This is a genomic window from Acidaminococcus massiliensis, from assembly GCF_900095825.1.
Lineage (GTDB): Bacteria > Bacillota > Negativicutes > Acidaminococcales > Acidaminococcaceae > Acidaminococcus > Acidaminococcus massiliensis.
Map to the genome: position 1 here is coordinate 1,181,720 of NZ_LT608315.1, position 18,476 is coordinate 1,200,195.

An 18,476-nucleotide genomic window follows, 5' to 3' on the forward strand; every position below is an offset into this window, starting at 1 on the left:
CGATGCAAAAAAAAATGACCCAATGGACGGCAGTGTTCCTGCTGCTGGGTGGGCTGACTTTCCTGGGAGGCTGCGGTACCCCAAGCACCACTGTGCATCCGGAAAACCAGAAGGAAACGGCAGCAGCGGACCAGAAGTCCGGCAAGACGGCTTCCCAGGCGGCTGGTCAGACCTTGTACCGGGCGGGGAAGGATGGGAAACTGAAGGCTCAGACGGTAAAGCTTGCAGGAGCCAAGGACAAGCTGCCCCTGGCAGTCCTGAAGGAACTGGTGGAAAAACAACCCCAGGGGGATACCACATTCCCCAAAGGGCTGAAGGTCAATCAGGTCACCGTCAAGGACAAAGTGGCTACCGTGGATTTCAGCCGGGAATTCCAGACCCGGCGGGGGGACCATGATACCCTGCTGATGCTTTACGCCGTGGTGGATACCCTTACCGAGTTCCCGGAGATCCAGAGTGTGAAATTCACCGTAAAGGGAAAACCAGTGACGGTGCTGGGAGGACAGGACCTGTCAGTTCCGCTGCAGCGGGATAAGAAGTATATACAGTGAAAAAGAGGACTTGCGGTACATTATGTGCCGCAAGTCCTCTTTTTCACTTTTCTCTCATTTTCCCCCGCTATACTGGAACCAACAAATCGCAGAGGAGGTATCTGGTATGCACTGTAAAAAATCTTTTCTGGCTTTCTGTCTGTTGGCTTCTTTGGGGGCTGCAGTCCCTGGTTTTGCCGGGGTTCCGGCAGAAGCAGGGACCGCACCTGCTGTACTGGGCCAGGGAAATCCGCCGCCTCTGCCTCCGGAGGGAAAGGCACCCCAAGGGATGCCCCCCGGAGAGTTCAATCCTCCTGGCCAAGTGATCCAGGGGACGGCTGCTGCAGAACTGAAGACAAATGGTGTCTATACGGATCAGACGTATCCTTCTGTGGGCAATGATGAAAATGCCCTGCGGGTCACTGGGGCCACCGTGAACCTGGACCAGGTGGCCATCCGGAAAACGGCCGGTACTTCCTCCCAAACGGAAGGAGGGGACTTCTACGGTATGAATGCAGCTTTTCTGGCCACAGACGGGGCCAAAGTGACCATCAAGAATTCCAGTGTCCTGTCTTCGGTCAAAAATGGCAATGGCCTGTTCTGTTACGGGAAAGGCACTTCCTTGGATGCGGAAAATGTCACCATTGACACCACCGGAGATCATTCTGGAGGGATCCAGACCACCGGCGGGGGAATTACCCGGGCCTGGAATTTGAAAATCCATACTTCCGGGAATTCATCGGCGGCCATCCGGTCCGACCGGGGCGGAGGCATGGTCCAGGTGAACGGAGGGACTTATGTTACCGAAGGCAGCGGCTCTCCGGCCATCTATTCTACAGCGGCTATTTCTGTCCAGGATGCAGCCCTCCAGGCGGCCCATTCGGAAGGGGCCGTGATCGAAGGGAAGAACAGCATCCGGCTGGTCAACTGTACTTTGGAAGGAGCCATGGATGGCCAACGGACCCTGGGAGACCGGACTTTCGCAGAAGAGAATGTCCATGGCGTGATGATCTACCAATCCATGAGCGGAGACGCGGAACAGGGAACCTCTTCTTTTGCCATGGAAGGAGGAAAACTGATCTGCCATCAGGGCGACTTGTTCTATGTGACCAATACGGACTGCACCCTGGATCTTACTGGGGTATCCCTGGAAAACTTGGACCGCAAAGGAAAACTCCTGCGGGTGACAGGGAACAGCGCCTCCCGGGGCTGGGGGAAAGCAGGCAGCAACGGAGGAAAGGCCAAAGTGACAGCAGTAGGGCAGAAGCTCCAGGGGGACATTGTGGTGGATACCATTTCCCACCTGGACCTGACACTGGGGAAAGGGACTGTATTCCAGGGAGCCATCGCTTTGGAGAAAAATCCCAGCGGCACTGCCCTTGGCAGCAACATTGCCGTGACCGTGGAAAAAGGTGCTACTTGGAACCTGACCGGAGACAGCACCGTGGATACCCTGGTGAACCATGGGAAGATCAATCTGAAGGGGCATAAGCTGACGGTGTTGGAGAAATGAGAAAAAGGGGGATGTTGCACGTGTGAAAATCACAAACGTGCAACATCCCCTTTTTTCACGCTTTTTTCAATTTTTCAACCGCCTCGTCGTACCGGGCTGTTATCTCTGCTTCCGGTTCTTTGTCCATCAGGCTGACGATGAGGATGGCCAGGCAGGAAAGGACGAATCCAGGAATGATTTCATAGACGCCGGTGAAGGCAAAAAAATTCTTCCAGATCAGGACCGTGGAACCTCCCACCACGATCCCTGCAAAGGCTCCATCCGTGGTCATCCGGCGCCAGAATAGGGAGAACAGGACCAGAGGCCCGAAAGCTGCCCCGAATCCAGCCCAGGCGTAAGACACAATGTTCAGGATCATGCTGTCTGGATTCATGGCCAGGACCAGGGAGAGGGCGGAGACCACAATGATCATCATCCGGCTCATACGCACCAGTTCTCCGGCAGTGGCCTTGGGATTGATCAGGATCTTATAGAAATCTGTGGTGAAGGAGGAGGCTGCTACCAGGAGCTGGCTGTCCGAGGTACTCATGATGGCTCCCAAAATCCCGGAGGTAATGATTCCAGCTAGGAAGGGATGATAGAATTTCCCGCTCATCTGGATGAAGACAGTTTCCGCGGCCCCGCCTTTCAGCACATCTCCCAGATAGACCCGCCCAGTCAGCCCTACCAGCACGGCCATGGCCAGGGAAATGATGACCCAGGTAACGGCGATGTGGGTAGCCTGCCGGATGCTCTTGGGATCCCGGATGGCCATGAAACGGACCAGGATATGAGGCTGGCCGAAATAGCCCAGGCCCCAAGCCAGGAGGGAGATGATGGCGGTGAGGCTCAGCACACTGCCGTCGGCGCCTCTCACCATGTTGAAATAATAGGGGCTGATGGCATTCAGCCGTTCAATGGTGGGACCCACGCCGCCGATATAGTACATGGCCGTGACTGGGACCACCAGGATGGAAAAGAACATGAGGAATCCCTGGAACAAATCCGTCCAGCATACGGCGGCAAAACCGCCCATCAGGGTATAGAAAACCACGATGCCGGCGGTCAGGAACAGGGAATAACGGTAGTCCAGCCCAAAGGCCGTATTGAAGAGCTTGCCTCCGGCCACGAAGCTGGAAGAGGTGTAGATCAGGAAAAAAATAAAAATAAAGAAAGCAGAGGCAATCCGCAGTTTCCGGTGCTTGTCATAGAACCGATTGTCGAAGTATTCCGGCAGGGTGATGGCGTTTCCCATGACGGAAGTGAAGATCCGCAGCCGTTTGGCCACCACGATCCAGTTGACCCAGGTGCCGATGATCAGTCCCAACGCAATCCAAAAGGCACTGATGCCGGCCATATAGGCATAACCGGGCAGCCCCATGAGCATCCATCCGCTCATATCTGAGGCTTCTGCACTCATGGATGTGACCCAGGGCCCCAGAGCACGCCCCCCCAGTGCGTACCCCTCCATATCTTCATCCTTTTTATAGGTAATCAGGCCGATTCCGATCAGTACTGCGAAATACAGTACCAGAGCCACTACTGTGCTCAGTGCGATATGCATAGACAACATCCTTTCCTGTTATGAATAAAATTCATTATATAATAGAAAATTCTTCAACGCAATAAAATCCAGGATCCCTGTTTTTCTTTCATCTCGCCCTTGCCTTTTGCCTGTCTTTAATATAAAATAAACAAGAATAAGGCAAGACAATATTTTTTTGCTGACAGATACTACATAACGCATCCAAATGAGGGCTTGCTCCTTCGCCGCGCTGATGGTGCTGGCTTGCACAGGGGCAACCCTCTACTTATTGTGGAGAGGGCCATGACACCTGTTAAGATCACCATCCATAGCGAAACCCTTGGAGAGGGGGCTGCCCAGCCCATGACGCTGGTAGCTTTCGGACAGCTGACGGAAAAGGGCGGAACCACCTATGTCCGGTATGCAGAATCTCAAGTGACCGGCATGGAAGGGACCCGCACCACCCTGAAGTGGACGGAGGATTCCCTGACGGTGATCCGGCATGGCCGTTATGAACATCGGCAGCAGTATGAACGGGGCCGGAACAGTTCGTTTCAGTACAGGACCCCGTATTTTACTGTTCCCATGATGGTCTATACCCGGGAACTGACCATTTCCCGGAAAGGACATGCCTGGCAGGTCCAGGTGTACTATGACCTGGAAATGGACAGCCAGCCCAATGGAAGCGTTCGGCTGCGAATCGAGATCGAGGAGGAAGAAAAGCGTGGACATGAAGAAAGTACTGGCGGAAGCCGTGGCCTCCGCCGTCCGGAAGGCCATTGAGGCAGGGAAGCTGCCCCAGGGGGAGATGGCACCGGTAGTCCTGACCGTACCGCCCCAGAAAGCCTTTGGTGATTTTGCCACCAATTTTGCCTTGCAGGCAGCCCGGGATTTCCATTGCGCACCCCGGGTGATCGCAGGAGCCGTACAGGAATTCCTGGAATGCCCCAGTGTAGAGAAGGTGGAAATCGCCGGTCCTGGATTTTTGAACTTCTATCTGAAGGAAGACTGGCTGGGTGAATCCCTCCGGGCCATCCTGGAAAAAGGCGAGAACTACGGGAACCTGCCGCCGAAAAAAGGGGAAAAGATCCAGATCGAATACGTCAGCGCCAATCCCACCGGTCCCCTCCATGTAGGTCACGGACGGGGAGCGGCTGTGGGCAGTGCCCTGGCCAACCTGATGAAGGCTGCCGGCTACGATGTGACCCGGGAGTACTACATCAACGATGCGGGGAACCAGATGCACAACCTGGCCCTTTCTGTCAATGCCCGGTACTTGGAATTGTTCGGCATTCCCTGTGAATTCCCGGAAAACGGGTACCATGGAGAAGACATCAAAGTGACGGCCCAGCGGATCAAAGCCAAATATGGGGACAAATTCATCCATATGCCAGAAGCAGAACGGCTGGAACAGTTCCAGAGCATTGCCAAGGAAGAAAAACTGGCGGCCCTGAAGGAAGACTTGGAAGCTTTCAACTGCGAGTTCGACGTATGGTTCAGCGAACAGAGCCTCCACGATGCTGACAAGATCCATCAGGCGGTGGACGAACTCCAGGAAAAAGGCTATGTGTATGAAAAAGACGGGGCCAAGTGGTTCAAATCCACGGCCTTCGGAGACGATAAAGACCGGGTGGTGATCCGGGACAATGGGGTTTCTACCTATTTTGCCGCGGATATCGCTTACCACCAGAACAAGTTCCAGCGGGGCTTCGATCGGGTGATCAACTTGTGGGGCGCCGATCATCATGGGTACATTCCCCGGGTGAAGGCGGCCATGGAAGCCTTGGGCTATGACCCCAGCCGGCTGGAGGTGCTGATCCTCCAGATGGTGGCCCTGTACCGGAACGGCGAACTGGTGAAGATGAGCAAGCGGACCGGTAAGAGCGTGACCCTCAATGAGCTGATCGAAGAAGTAGGGACCGATGCGGCCCGGTTCTTCTTCATCATGCGGAGCATGGACAGCCAGCTGGATTTCGACTTGACCCTGGCTACGGAACATTCCAACGACAATCCGGTGTACTATGTCCAGTATGCCCATGCCCGGATCTGCAGCATCCTGCGGCAGATGGAGGAAGAAAAGATCGCTCTCCGGAAGGACTGTGACCTTTCCGTGCTGAAGGAACCCATTGAAACCGACCTGATCAAGAAGCTGAACGATTATGAGGAACTGATCGATACGGCGGCAGCGGAACGGGCTCCCCATAAAATCGCCCACTATGTGTACGATTTGGCTGGGCTGTTCCATTCGTTCTACAACCAGTGCCGCGTCTTGGGGGTGGATCCTGCTGTGCAGCAGGCCCGTCTGGCGTTGATTACAGCTGTGGGCAATACTTTGCGCCATGGGTTGAAGATCCTGGGTGTCAGTGCACCGGACCATATGTAATTTAGGCGGAAGCCAAAAAGGGAGGAAGAAAATGACCAAGTATATTTTTGTAACGGGCGGCGTGGTATCGTCTTTAGGAAAGGGGATTACGGCGGCTTCTCTGGGGCGTCTGCTCAAGAGCAGAGGCTATAAAGTCACCATCCAGAAATTCGATCCCTACATCAACATCGATCCCGGTACCATGAGCCCGTACCAGCACGGCGAAGTGTTCGTCACCGACGACGGTGCTGAAACGGACCTGGATCTGGGCCATTACGAACGGTTCATTGACATCAACTTGACCCGGAATTCCAATGTGACGGCCGGCCGGATCTACCAGTCCGTGATCAACAAGGAACGCCGGGGCGATTATCTGGGCCGTACGGTACAGGTCATTCCTCACATCACCAACGAGATCAAGGAACGGGTCTACCGGGTGGGCCGGGAAGAGAATGCAGATTTCGTCATCACGGAAATCGGCGGCACCGTTGGGGATATCGAATCCGAACCCTTTATGGAAGCCATCCGTCAGGTGAAGAAAGATGTGGGCCGGAATGATGTCCTCTACATCCATGTGACCCTGGTCCCCTATATCTCTGCTGCCGGGGAACTGAAGACCAAACCCACCCAGCACAGCGTAAAGGAACTGCGCAGCATCGGCATCACCCCGGATATCCTGGTCTGCCGCAGCGAAAAGGAAATCAGCAAGGAAATGCGGGAAAAGATCTCCATGTTCTGCGATGTGGATGCGGATGCGGTGTTCCAGTCCATCACGGCTCCCAGCATCTATGAAGTCCCCATGCTGCTGGAAGACCAAGGCATGGACAAAGTGGTCCTGCGGAAACTGGATATGGAAGACAGACCCAAGGATATGGGAGCCTGGCATGCCATGGTGAAGAAAATCCTGGCTCCCCATGAGAAGAAATCCACCATTGCCGTGGTGGGGAAATATGTGGAACTGCCGGATGCCTATATCAGCATCGTGGAAGCCCTGAAACATGCCAGTTACTTCCATGACGCCGATGTGGATATCGAATACATCAATGCGGTGGACCTGGAAGATCCCCAGGCAGATTTTGCCCGGATCTTCGAGGGTGTGGACGGGATCCTGGTGCCCGGCGGCTTCGGCGACCGGGGCATCGAAGGGATGATCCTGGCAGCCAAGTATGCCCGGGAAAACAAGATCCCCTTCTTCGGGATCTGCCTGGGGATGCAGTGCCTGGTCATCGAATATGCCCGGGATGTATGCGGCATGGCCAAGGCCAACTCGACAGAATTCGATGAAAATACCCCGTATCCTGTGATCTACCTGATGCCGGAACAGATGAGCGTGGAAATCAAGGGCGGCACCATGCGGCTGGGGGCTTATCCCTGCAAGCTGTATCCGGGCACCCTGGCGGAAAAGGCTTATGGCACGGAAATGATCAGCGAACGGCACCGTCACCGCTATGAAGTGAACAACGAACTGCGGGACGAGCTGTTCAGCCACGGCCTGGTCCTGGGCGGTACCCTGCCCAACGGGAAACTGGTGGAAATGGTGGAACTGCCCACCGATGTCCATCCTTGGTACCTGGGTGTCCAGTTCCATCCGGAACTGAAGTCCCGGCCCACCAATCCCCATCCTTTGTTCAAGGCTTTCATCGCTGCTGCTTTGAACTACCACAACCATTGATTTCTGCAACGATAGCAGGTACAATGATAGGGCAATGAAAATTGCCGAACGAATTGGGAGGCGTATGGAATGAACAGAGAATTATCCATGGAATTTGTCCGTGTAACGGAAGCTGCAGCAATTGCCAGTGCCCGCGGCGTAGGCCGGGGGGACAAGAACGGCATTGACCAGCTGGCCGTGGACGCCATGCGGAAAATGTTTGACACCGTCCATATCAACGGTACGGTGGTCATCGGCGAAGGGGAAATGGATGAAGCCCCGATGCTGTATATCGGTGAAGAAGTGGGAGCCGGCGGTCCTGAAGTGGACATTGCCGTGGATCCTGTGGAAGGGACCAACCTGGTGGCCAAAGGCCAGAACGGCGCCATTGCCGTCATCGCCATTGCTCCCAAAGGCTGTCTGCTCCATGCTCCGGATATGTACATGGATAAGATTGCCGTAGGACCTCGGGCCAAAGGATGCATCAACATCGATGATCCTGTAAGCGTGAACCTGGAACGGGTGGCCAAGGCGCTGCACCGGAATGTGAACGACCTGACGGTAGTAGCCCTGGACCGGCCCCGCCACAGGAAAATCATTGAAGAAGTCCGTTCCGTAGGTGCCCGGATCCGTCTCATCAGCGACGGGGATGTGGATCCCATCATCGATGCCGGCATCGAAGGGACCGGCGTCCATATGTACATCGGCCGGGGCGGCGCTCCGGAAGGGGTGCTGGCTGCCTGCGGGCTGAAATGCCTGGGCGGCGACATGCAGGCCCGGCTGGTCCCGGAAAACGAGGACCAGGCGGAACGGTGCCGGAAGATGGGCATCGAAGACACCAAGAAGATCCTGACCATCGATGATCTGGTCAAGGGAGATGACTGCATGTTCACGGCAACGGCCATCACCAACTGTGACATGCTCCGGGGAGTCAACTACTTCGGCAACGGGGCCCGTACCCATACCATTTCTATGCGGTATGCCACTGGGACGGTCCGCTTCATCGATGCGGTCCATACCTTCGACCGGAACGACATCAATATCAAACTGTAAGGGAAAGGGGCTGTTGCATTTGCAACGGCCCCGTCAACGGTCAGCTGTCAACTGTCAACGGCCGTTGAACGCTGACTGTTGACTGCTGACAATCAGAGGGGTGTTGCCCAGCAACACCCCTCTTTCCCTATTTCCATAAAGAGAGAATTTTATGATAAATACACTGACGAAACTGCTTTTAGAGGAAAAGAATGTACAGGAAGCCGCAGGGCTCTGGAAGCGGGAAAGCGGACCTGTACAGCTCACCGGCCTCACATCATCTGTGAAAGCCGGCTTTTTGTGTGCCTTCCAGCAGGCTGCCCAGGCGGCCCAACCCCTGGTGATCCTGACCGTGAATCGGGAGAGCATCCGGGCCCAGCGCCGGGAACTGGCCTATTTCTATCCGGATCTGGCCATGCGGGAACTGTATCCGGCCAGCCTGATCCATGGGCAGGTGGATACCCGGAATGAGCAGGTGGTGGCGGAACGGGCTGCCGCCTTGGAAATGATCTGCCGGAAAGAGGAAGGGATCATCTTCGTAACGGCGGAAGCGGCCATCCAGAAATTGCCGCCTCCGGATTCCTTGGTCCGGGAAAATCTGAAATTGGCCGCTGGGCAGGAACTGGAACAGGCCCTGGTGGTGGAAAAACTGGTGAAAGCCGGCTACGAACGGACGGAACAGGTGGATACCATCTGTCAGCTGGCAGTCCGGGGAGACATCCTGGATGTATTCCCCATCAATGCCAAGGACCCGGTGCGGATCGAATGGTTCGACAATACCATCGATGTAATCAAACGCTTCGATCTGGATACCCAGCGGAGCATCGCTTCCATTCCCCATGTGGGGATCATGCCCCTGGCAGTCCAGGGTCAGGAAGAGACTTCTTCTATTTTCCAGTATCTGGCAGCGGATCAGCTGGCTGTACTGGATGAGCCGGCGGGCTTTTTCGAGGAATGCCGGAAGAGCTGGGGGGACAGCCGGGAATTCGCTGACCGGCTGCTGGACCAGGAAACCATGATCCAACAGGCCGGAGGGATCCATCTGGTGACGGTCAGTGACTTGGGACATCCCTATTTTCCCCAGTCGCCCAGGCTCCATATCCAGGTCCGGGCTATGGCTCCCTACAATAAAAATACCGATCTGCTCCAGAAAGACCTGAAAGGCTGGCTGGATCAGGGCATCCATCCCCTGATCATGATGGGGACCCGGGACAAGGCCGCCGGTTTGGCGGAAAGCCTGAAGGGCAGCGGCCTACCCATGGCTTTTGCAGGACAGTTCAAGGGCGTTCCGGAAAAAGGCGGAGCCGTCTTTGCCGGCAGCCTGACCAATGGCTTTTATTTCTGGGACCAGAAATGGCTGCTGCTTACTGAAAGCGATATCTTTGGGATGCAGAAGAAGCGGCGGCTGGTGAAGACCAAAGGCAAAGGGCCCTCCCTGAATTATTTCTCCGACATCAAGGTGGGGGATTATGTGGTCCACGACATCCAAGGCATCGGCCGGTACATGGGCGTGGAGACCATCGAAGTGAACGGGGTCCATCGGGACTACCTCCAGCTCCAGTACGCCAAGGGGGACAAGCTCCATGTGCCGGTGGAACAGGTGGGGCTCCTCCACAAATATGTGGGCAACGAAGGGACACCACCCAAACTGTCCAATATGGGGCGGAAAGACTGGCAGAAGACCACCCGGAAGGCCCAGAAGGCCATTACCATCCTGGCTACAGAACTGCTCCGGCTCTATGCCCAGCGGAAAATCACCCCGGGCCATGCCTTTGCTCCGGATACCCACTGGCAGAAAGAATTCGAGGACAGTTTTCCTTTTGAGGAGACTCCGGATCAGCTGAAGGCCATTGCCGAAATCAAGGCGGATATGGAGAAACCCGTGCCCATGGAACGGCTCCTGTGCGGGGACGTGGGCTACGGAAAGACGGAAGTGGCCATCCGGGCTGCCTTCAAGGCGGTGATGGACGGCAAACAGGTGGCTGTGCTGGCTCCTACCACGGTCCTGGCCCAGCAGCATCTCCTGACTTTTTCCCAGCGGATGGGGTCCTTCGGAGTCCGGGTGGAGATGCTCAGCCGGTTCCGGACGCCCAAACAGCAGCGGGAAATCATGGAAAAAGTGGCGGAGGGTAAGATCGACGTGCTCATCGGCACCCATCGGATCCTGAACCCTGATGTGGAGTTCCATGACCTGGGGCTTCTCATCATCGACGAGGAACAGCGGTTCGGGGTGGCCCAGAAGGAAAAAATCAAGCAGCGCAGTGCCGGAATCGATGTGCTGACCCTTTCTGCTACCCCCATTCCCCGGACTCTGCATCTGGCCCTGGTGAAGGGACGGGACATGAGCATCATCGAATCTCCGCCAGAAGACCGGCTGCCGGTGGAGACCTACGTGGCGGAATACGATGATGGAATGGTCCGGGAGGCTTTGGAACGGGAAATCCGCCGGGGCGGACGGATCTATTATGTCCACAACCGGATCGAAGGCCTCAGCCGGATCGCTGCCCATCTCCGGGAACTGGTCCCTGGGATCACCATCGGTATGGCCCATGGAAGGATGGGAGAAGATGAACTGGAAGATGTGATGTTGGGATTCTACCAGGGGGATTTCGATGTGCTCCTGTGCACCACCATCATCGAAAACGGCCTGGATGTGCCCCTGGCCAATACCATCATCATCGACGGTGCGGAAAACTTCGGCCTGTCCCAGCTGTACCAGATGCGGGGCCGGGTGGGCCGGTCCTCTCGGCTGGCTTACGCCTATTTCCTCTACAAGAAGGACCGTGTCCTCAGTGAGGTGGCGCAGAAGCGTCTCCAGGCCATCCGGGACTTCACGGAGCTGGGGGCAGGCTTCAAGATTGCCATGCGGGATCTGGAAATCCGGGGCGCCGGGAATCTTTTGGGAGCAGAACAGCATGGACAGATCGCCGGGGTGGGCTTCGACCTGTACTGCCGGCTGCTGGAAAAGACCATCAATACCCTCCAGAATGGAGGCAACCCGGACGAGCCCATTGCGCCGGATCCAGTGATCGAAATGAAGCTGGATGCCTACATCCCTGACGACTACATCGACAATCCCCGGTACAAATTGGAACTGTACCACCGCCTGGGCGATATGAAATATGAAGACCGGGATGACCTGATGGATGAAATCATCGACCGGTTCGGGACTCCGCCGGAACAGGTGGTGAACCTGTGGCGAGTGGCGTCCCTCCGGGATCTGTGCCGGAAGCTGCGGATCACCGGAGTGGCGGTTCGGCCGGGAGAAGTGCGGATCACATTCGATCCCCACAGCAAAGCCAATCCGGATGTGCTCCAATCCCTGATCCGGGAATATGTGCCCCGGGCCACCCTGAAGCTGGGACCCCAGCCCCAGTTCGTGCTCAAGACCCGGGGCATGAAGGAAGAACCTCTTCAGTGGCTGGAAAAGCATCTTCCCTCCATGCTATAATCACTAAGAGTGAAGAGTGAAGAGTGAAGAGTGAAGAGTGAAGAGTGAAGAGTGAAGAGTGAAGAGTGAAGAGTGAAGAGTGAAGAGTGAAGAGTGAAGAGTGAAGAGTGAAGAGTGAAGAGTGAAGAGTGAAGGAGGCTGTGATGGCAGACCGATTTATGAAAGGGACCCTGATCCTCACGGCGGCAGGGCTGCTGGTCAAGATCCTGGGATCTGTGAACCGGATCCTCCTTTCCCGCCTTTTGGGCGGGGAGGGCATCGGTCTTTATCAGATCGCCTATCCGCTGTACCTGCTGTTGGTGGCCCTGTCTTCTGCGGGAATCCCGGCTGCCATGTCCATCTTGGTCTCCCGTCGGGCGGCAGCCGGGGACCGGCAGGGAGCCAGGCGGATCCTGGGAATCTCTGCCGGGCTCATGGCCCTGGCTGGGGTGTTTTTTGCTGGACTGGCCTGGTTACTGATCCCCTGTCTCATTGACGGAGGGATCGTCAAAGACGGAAGGGCCCGGTATGCCATGCTGGCCCTGGTGCCTGCCATCGGCCTTTCCATCCCGGTGGCTTGTTTCCGGGGATATTTCCAGGGCTTCCAGGAGATGACTCCCACGGCAGTTTCCCAGATCATGGAACAGTTCACCCGGGTGGTCACCATGGTGCTCCTGGCCTGGGCCCTTTTGCCCTGGGGCCTTCCTTGGGGCGCTGCCGGCGCCGCCTTTGGAGCCGTTCCGGGAGCGGTGGTGAGCCTGCTGCTCCTTTTGTGGTTCGTCCATCGTCAGCAGGAACGCTGGCGCAGGGATCCGTTTCCCCAGGCAGAGGGAGAAAGGCCTTCTCTCCGGGCAACGGCCTGGCAGCTGATCGCCCTGGCCCTGCCGGTGACCTGTGCCAATCTGATGGTGCCTGTGGTCAGCGGCATCGAGATGATCCTGGTGCCGGACCGGCTGCTGGCTGCCGGGTTTACGGTGGCCGCCTCCACCCGGGCCTTGGGTTATCTTTCCGGGATGGCTATGCCTCTGGTGAATATGGGGACCATCCCCACCAACTCCCTGGCTGCCTCTGTGGTCCCGGCCGTTGCGGAAGCCCGGGCCCTGGGAAAGCGGGAAGAGATGGTCAGCCGGACCCGCCGGGCTTTCCGTTTCTTCCTGCTGTTGAATGTGCCGGCTGCGGTGGGGGTCTGGCTCCTGGGCACTCCCATTTCCCGGGTCCTGTACGGGACTTTCCAAGCCGGCAGGGTGATTACGGCCCTGGCCCCGGCCATCTTCTTCTTGGGGCTCCATCAGGTCTCCACTGCCATCCTCCAGGGGCTGGGTCATACCCGGGTTCCCATGGTGAACATGTTGCTGAGCCTTTTTGTCAAGATCGGACTCCTGTGGACCCTCACAGCTGATCCGGAATGGAATATCCAGGGGGCAGCCTGGGCCACCGATGCCAACTTGGCCATGGCTGGGCTGGGGAACCTGCTGTGGATGTATCACAGTGACCGACTGGGGCTTCCTTTGAAGAGCTGTCTGCGGATCTTCCTGTCGGCAGCTGTCATGGGAGCTGGTGTGTACGGGGCCGGAACGGCAATCTCCAGCTGCTATCCTTCGCTGCTCCTCCAGCTGGCGCTGGAAATCTTGGCGGGAGCCTTGATCTATGGCCTTTGCCTGCTCCTGACCGGAGAATTGAAATACAGTGAGCTGAAGAAAAGGAAATGAGGGGATACCATGAAAACACTCCATGAAAAAGGAATCCATGAACCGGGCGTACTGGATCTGCGTCCTTTGATCGAACTGGTCCGGGTCCTGCGGGAACCGGGGGGCTGTCCCTGGGATCGGGTGCAGACCCATACCAGCATGCGCCGGGAACTGGTGGAAGAAGTCTATGAAATGCTGGAAGCCATCGATGACGGAGATACGGCCGGCATGCGGGAAGAAATGGGGGATGTGCTCCTCCAGGTGGTGTTCCATGCCCGTCTGGCAGAGGAAGAAGGCCTGTTTGCCATGCAGGACGTGATCGACGATGTGGTGAAGAAATTGGTCCACCGCCATCCTCATGTCTTTGGAGATACCCAGGTCAGCGGAGCCGGGGAAGTGATGCGGAACTGGGAAGAACTGAAAGCGGAAGAGAAAACGGAACGGACCCATGCTCTGGATGGAATCGCCAAGGGGCTGCCGGCGTTGATGCGGGCGTACAAACTCAGTGCCAAAGCCGCAAAAACCGGCTTTGAATGGCCCGACGCCTCCTCTGCATGGCAGAAGGTGCAGGAGGAAGAAAAAGAGCTCCAGGAGGCTGCAGAGGCATCTGATCCAGATCGGACGGAAGAGGAACTGGGGGATCTGTTCTTTGCGCTGGCGGTCTATGCCCGGAAGCTGGGCCTGGAACCGGAAACAGCCCTGAACCGGGCCAACAACAAATTCCAGCGGCGGTTCCAGCTCCTGGAAGAACAGGTCCGGGCAGCCGGTAAAGAATGGAAGGATCTTTCTGCGGAAGAATGGGAAGCAGGATGGAACCGGGCAAAAACATGCCTCCAGCAGCAGTCTGAAAAGTGACAAAAAGGCTGGAAGCCACTGTCCATGCGGTTGTTTTCAATATTTTTCCAAAAAACACGTGCATTTTTCCTATGTTTGTGCTAATATGACCATAGTCAGGCGCCACACAAAGGGCGCAATACCTATTTAGGAGGATTTTTCTTATGAACAAAAGTGAATTGATCTCTGAAGTTGCGTCCAAAACCGCACTGCCCAAAAAAGATGCTGAAAAGGCTGTGAACGCTTTCATTGATACCGTAAAAGAAGCCGTTGCCAACAAGGACAAGGTTCAACTGATCGGGTTCGGTACTTTTGAAGCTCGCGTTCGTAATGCCCGTAATGGTAAGAATCCTCGCACTGGCGAAACCATTAAGATTGCAGAAGCCAACGTTCCCGCTTTCAAGGCTGGGAAGGCTTTCAAGGATGCCGTAAACAAATAAGAGGCAGATTCAGCAACCTGATGCTCCCGGTATCAGGTTGCTTTTTTCTCCCCGTTCTTCCGCCTCAGGGACTATGGTACGGAAAGGCGCAGTGATATGAAGTCCAGAAACAAAATCAATAAGAGATTCCTGATCCTGATCCTGGCATGTTCCCTGCCTCTGCTCAAGAGCGCAGCGGAACAGGGATACCAGATTTTCCAGCTCCATCAGGAAAGTGTACGGACAGAAAAGAAAGTCCAGCAGCTGAAAGCAGAGAACATGGCCCTGGAACAGGAGAAAGAGAACCTGGGAGATATCCAGTATATCGAGAAAGTGGCTCGGGAAGAGCATAACATGGTGGGGAAGGACGAAATCCCCCTGTTCATGGTGAAAAAATAAAGAAGGTGCTGCGCATTTTGTGCAGCACCTTCTTTATTTTTTATTCATTCTTCTTTTCCGAAGACCTGTTCTTTCAGCTTTTTCCCGGTCTTGGTGACAGCCAGGCCGCCGCCGGCGGTTTCCCGGAGAGAAGCGGGAAGGGCACTGCCCACCGCCCGCATGGCTTCGATGCATTCATCCACAGGGATGCAGGAATGGATGCCTGCCAGGGCCATATCCGCTGCAGAGAAGGCGATGACCACGCCGCTGGCGTTCCGCTTGATGCAGGGGATTTCCACCAGGCCTGCCACCGGATCGCATACCAGGCCCAACTGGTTGGCGATGGCTATGGCACAGGCGTCCGCCGCCATCTGGGGAGTCCCTCCTGCCAGTTCCACCAGGGCTGCCGCCGCCATGCCGGAAGCACTGCCGCATTCTGCCTGGCAGCCGCCTTGGGCTCCGGCGATGCAGGCGTTCTGGGCGATCACCATACCGAAGGCACCGGCGGTGAAGATGGACATGATCACATCTTTCCGGTCCATGCCCTTTTCTTCCATCAGGGTCAGGAGACAACCGGGCAGGATGCCGCAGCTGCCAGCTGTGGGGGTGGCCACGATCCGGCCCATGGAGGCGTTGCAGCCAGCTACGGAAAGGGCCCGGGCGATGGCATGGCCGATGATGGTGCCGGAAAGCCCTCCCTGGGTCCGGCCAGTATAGTCGTTCATTTTCCAGCCTTCTCCTCCGGTAAGGCCGGAAGTGGATTTCTGGTCTTTCTGTTCCCCGAATTTCACGGCATCGATCATCACGTCCAGATCCGTGGACATCCGGTCGAATAGTTCCTCCTGGCTTTGTTCCATGGATTCCGCCTGGTCAGCCAGGACCAGTTCACTGATTTTCTTTCCGCTTTTTTCAGCGGCTTCCACCAGTTCAGCAATGGATGTATAGGTAAACATGGTTTTCCTCCTCAAATGGCCCGGATCAGGATCACGTTGGTGACGTACTGGACGGAACGGATGGCATCGATCACATCTGCCGGGGGCATTCCGTCTACTTCGATGGTCATCATGGCAATGCCGCCTTTCACAGGGCGGGTGAGCCTGAAGCTGCCGATGTTGATGTCCTTGTGCTTCTGCCACATGATGTTGGTGACGGCTGCAATGACCCCCGGACGGTCGTAGTGGGGCACCAGGATGGTATTCCGTTCTCCGGTGAAGTCCACCTTCATGCCATCCACATAGTCCACCCGGATGTTGCCGCCCCCGATGCTGGCCCCCTGGACCGTATGCTGGCTGCCGTCCTCACAGGTTACCTGGATTCGGGCGGTGTTGGGATGGGAATTGGGGATGTCCGTGGGGATATAGGTGTAGTGGATCCCTTGTTTGTCCGCAATGGAAAAGATGCTGCGGATCTCTTCAGAATAGCTGTGGTAGCCCAGGATCCCAGCCAGAAGGGCCTTGTCCGTGCCATGGCCTTTGTAGGTCTTGGCGAAAGAGCCGGACAGCTCGATCCGGATGTCCTTGGGTTTGCTCTGGAGCAGTTTATTGGCCACCCGTCCCAGACGGACGGCACCGGCTGTATGGGAGCTGGAGGGACCGATCATCACCGGTCCGATGATATCGAAAATGTTCATGGTGAACCTCCTGATAAATGGATGGATATAAAAAACGTTCCATGCTCCTTTTTCTGAATCGGGCTGCAGCAGAGGCTGCGCTGCTGGGAAAAGGGGTTTTAGAAAGGAAGGATTGAGACAGTTGTTGGATATCCCAGACAGCGTAGACCCCGCTGCCTGAACTTTGTCAGGCAGACAGCTGCAAATGGAGTGCAGATGGAGATGGAACGTTTTTCACAAAATTATTTTTTGATCCAGGTCTTGTAGATCTTGTCCACGATGACCGCAATGGCGTTGTCCCCGGATACGTTGCAGGCAGTCCCGAAGGAATCCTGGGCGATGTAGAGGGCGACCATCAGGGCACAGATGGGGCCGTTGGGGTCTCCCTGTTCTTTCCCGAAGATCATCCACAGGAAAGGCAGGGCCGTCATGATGGAACCGCCGGGCGCCCCCGGAGAAGCGACCATGGCAACCCCCAAGGTCATGATGAAGGGGATGACCGTCCCCAGATGGATGGGGATCTGGTACATGAGGCAGACCGCTGTGGCACAGGCCGTAATGGTGATCATGGAACCGCACATATGGATGTTGGCGCACAGGGGGATGACGAAGTTGCGGATCTGTTCGCAGACGCCATCAGCCTTGGAACATTCCAGGTTCACAGGGATGGTGGCAGCAGAAGATTGGGTCCCCAGAGCCGTTGTATAGCCGGGAATCTGGTTCTTCATCAGGGTGAAGGGATTCTTCCCACTGAAGGAACCGGCTACCATGAACTGGACGAAGAGCAGGATCAGGTGCATGGCGATGACCACCAGGAACACCTTCCACAGGACGCTGAGGATGACGAAGGTCTTGCCGGAACGGGTCATGTCCACAAAGGTGCCGCAGATGTACAGAGGCAGGAAGGGGACGATGGCATGGGTCAGGACTTGATCGATGATTTTAGAGAAATCCTTGAAGCAGTTGTACAGGGTATCCCCGATTTCCTTGCCCCGGAGGGAAGACAGGCACAGGCCTACGATGAAGGCCAGCACCACGGCGGAGATGGTGTCCAGGATGGGCGGGATGGAAATGGAGAAGAAGGGCGGCAGGCTCTTGCCCGCAGTCTTGGCCAGTTCTTCCAGCACCCCGGCGCTGATGAAGGACGGGAACAGGGTATCTGCTACGGCAAAGGAGAAGGTTCCCCCGATCAAGGTGGATCCATAAGCGATGATGGCAGTAATCAAGAGCAGCTTCCCAGCACCTTGGGACAAATCAGCGATCCCCATGGTCACATAGGCCAGGATCATCAAAGGAATGACGAATTTCAAGAAGTTACTGAAGATACCGGAAAGAGTGACGACGGTACGGCAGATATCTTCCGGCAGATACTGCCCAATCAGGATACCGATGATGATGGCAATGATGATTTTTGGTACAAGACCGAGTTTCATGAAAAAACCTCCCCTGAACTTGACAAACTGATCCCCGCCGGCTGGGAATCACACGTTTGACTTTTCTGTTTATTCAGTGTACTATGAGTGTGC

15 protein-coding genes are annotated in these 18,476 nt (G+C 56.1%); 11 read left to right on the forward strand and 4 right to left on the reverse strand.

Annotation, left to right across the window (positions count from 1 at the left end):
- Positions 1-2: 2 nt before the first annotated feature.
- Positions 3-551: a GerMN domain-containing protein gene (locus BQ2657_RS05825; RefSeq protein WP_075579779.1), complete on the forward strand. Its 549-nt coding sequence runs from the start codon at positions 3-5 to the stop codon at positions 549-551.
- Positions 552-657: 106 nt separating this feature from the next.
- A complete protein-coding gene (locus BQ2657_RS05830; RefSeq protein WP_075579780.1) occupies positions 658-2,043 on the forward strand; it encodes a hypothetical protein in 1,386 nt (461 codons plus the stop codon).
- 55 nt (positions 2,044-2,098) lie between these two features.
- Here the strand turns inward: BQ2657_RS05830 and putP are convergent, their stop codons facing one another.
- Entirely contained in the window at positions 2,099-3,586 is a 1,488-nt protein-coding gene (gene putP / locus BQ2657_RS05835; RefSeq protein ID WP_075579781.1) for a sodium/proline symporter PutP, read from the reverse strand.
- 264 nt (positions 3,587-3,850) lie between these two features.
- Here putP and BQ2657_RS05845 point away from each other — a divergent pair, with 264 nt between their 5' ends.
- The 9 genes from BQ2657_RS05845 (at position 3,851) to BQ2657_RS05885 (ending at position 15,362) form a co-directional block, all read left to right on the forward strand.
- Positions 3,851-4,330: a YwiB family protein gene (locus BQ2657_RS05845; RefSeq protein WP_075579783.1), complete on the forward strand. Its 480-nt coding sequence runs from the start codon at positions 3,851-3,853 to the stop codon at positions 4,328-4,330.
- Positions 4,272-5,930 carry an arginine--tRNA ligase gene (gene argS / locus BQ2657_RS05850; RefSeq protein WP_075579784.1) on the forward strand — a complete coding sequence of 553 codons (1,659 nt, stop codon included), beginning with the start codon at positions 4,272-4,274 and terminating at the stop codon, positions 5,928-5,930. Before BQ2657_RS05845 ends, argS begins: the two co-directional genes overlap by 59 nt.
- Positions 5,931-5,961: 31 nt before the next feature.
- Positions 5,962-7,581: a CTP synthase gene (locus BQ2657_RS05855; RefSeq protein WP_075579785.1), complete on the forward strand. Its 1,620-nt coding sequence runs from the start codon at positions 5,962-5,964 to the stop codon at positions 7,579-7,581.
- A 69-nt stretch (positions 7,582-7,650) separates the two neighbouring features.
- Positions 7,651-8,613 (forward strand): class II fructose-bisphosphatase, encoded by a 963-nt coding sequence (gene glpX, locus BQ2657_RS05860; protein ID WP_075579786.1) that lies wholly within the window; start codon positions 7,651-7,653, stop codon positions 8,611-8,613.
- Between the two features lie 151 nt (positions 8,614-8,764).
- Complete coding sequence (mfd, locus tag BQ2657_RS05865; RefSeq protein WP_075579787.1) at positions 8,765-12,043, forward strand: transcription-repair coupling factor; 3,279 nt, start codon at positions 8,765-8,767, stop codon at positions 12,041-12,043.
- 143 nt (positions 12,044-12,186) lie between these two features.
- The gene (locus BQ2657_RS05870; RefSeq protein ID WP_075579788.1) at positions 12,187-13,731 is read left to right on the forward strand and encodes a putative polysaccharide biosynthesis protein; all 1,545 of its coding nucleotides are present in this window, start codon (positions 12,187-12,189) and stop codon (positions 13,729-13,731) included.
- A 9-nt stretch (positions 13,732-13,740) separates the two neighbouring features.
- Positions 13,741-14,565, forward strand: coding sequence for a nucleoside triphosphate pyrophosphohydrolase (gene mazG, locus BQ2657_RS05875; RefSeq protein WP_075579789.1), 825 nt, complete (start codon positions 13,741-13,743; stop codon positions 14,563-14,565).
- A gap of 143 nt (positions 14,566-14,708) precedes the next feature.
- Entirely contained in the window at positions 14,709-14,984 is a 276-nt protein-coding gene (locus tag BQ2657_RS05880) for an HU family DNA-binding protein (protein ID WP_071143227.1), read from the forward strand.
- 96 nt (positions 14,985-15,080) lie between these two features.
- Complete coding sequence (locus BQ2657_RS05885) at positions 15,081-15,362, forward strand: FtsB family cell division protein (RefSeq protein ID WP_075579790.1); 282 nt, start codon at positions 15,081-15,083, stop codon at positions 15,360-15,362.
- Positions 15,363-15,406: 44 nt separating this feature from the next.
- Here BQ2657_RS05885 and sdaAA read toward each other — a convergent pair whose 3' ends face one another.
- The 3 genes from sdaAA to BQ2657_RS05900 all read right to left on the reverse strand — a co-directional run bounded on the left by sdaAA (position 15,407) and on the right by BQ2657_RS05900 (position 18,383).
- Positions 15,407-16,294, reverse strand: coding sequence for an L-serine ammonia-lyase, iron-sulfur-dependent, subunit alpha (gene sdaAA, locus BQ2657_RS05890; protein WP_075579791.1), 888 nt, complete (start codon positions 16,292-16,294; stop codon positions 15,407-15,409).
- Positions 16,295-16,305: 11 nt separating this feature from the next.
- A complete protein-coding gene (sdaAB, locus tag BQ2657_RS05895; protein WP_075579792.1) occupies positions 16,306-16,971 on the reverse strand; it encodes an L-serine ammonia-lyase, iron-sulfur-dependent subunit beta in 666 nt (221 codons plus the stop codon).
- Between the two features lie 221 nt (positions 16,972-17,192).
- Complete coding sequence (locus BQ2657_RS05900; RefSeq protein ID WP_075579793.1) at positions 17,193-18,383, reverse strand: dicarboxylate/amino acid:cation symporter; 1,191 nt, start codon at positions 18,381-18,383, stop codon at positions 17,193-17,195.
- Positions 18,384-18,476: the final 93 nt, after the last annotated feature.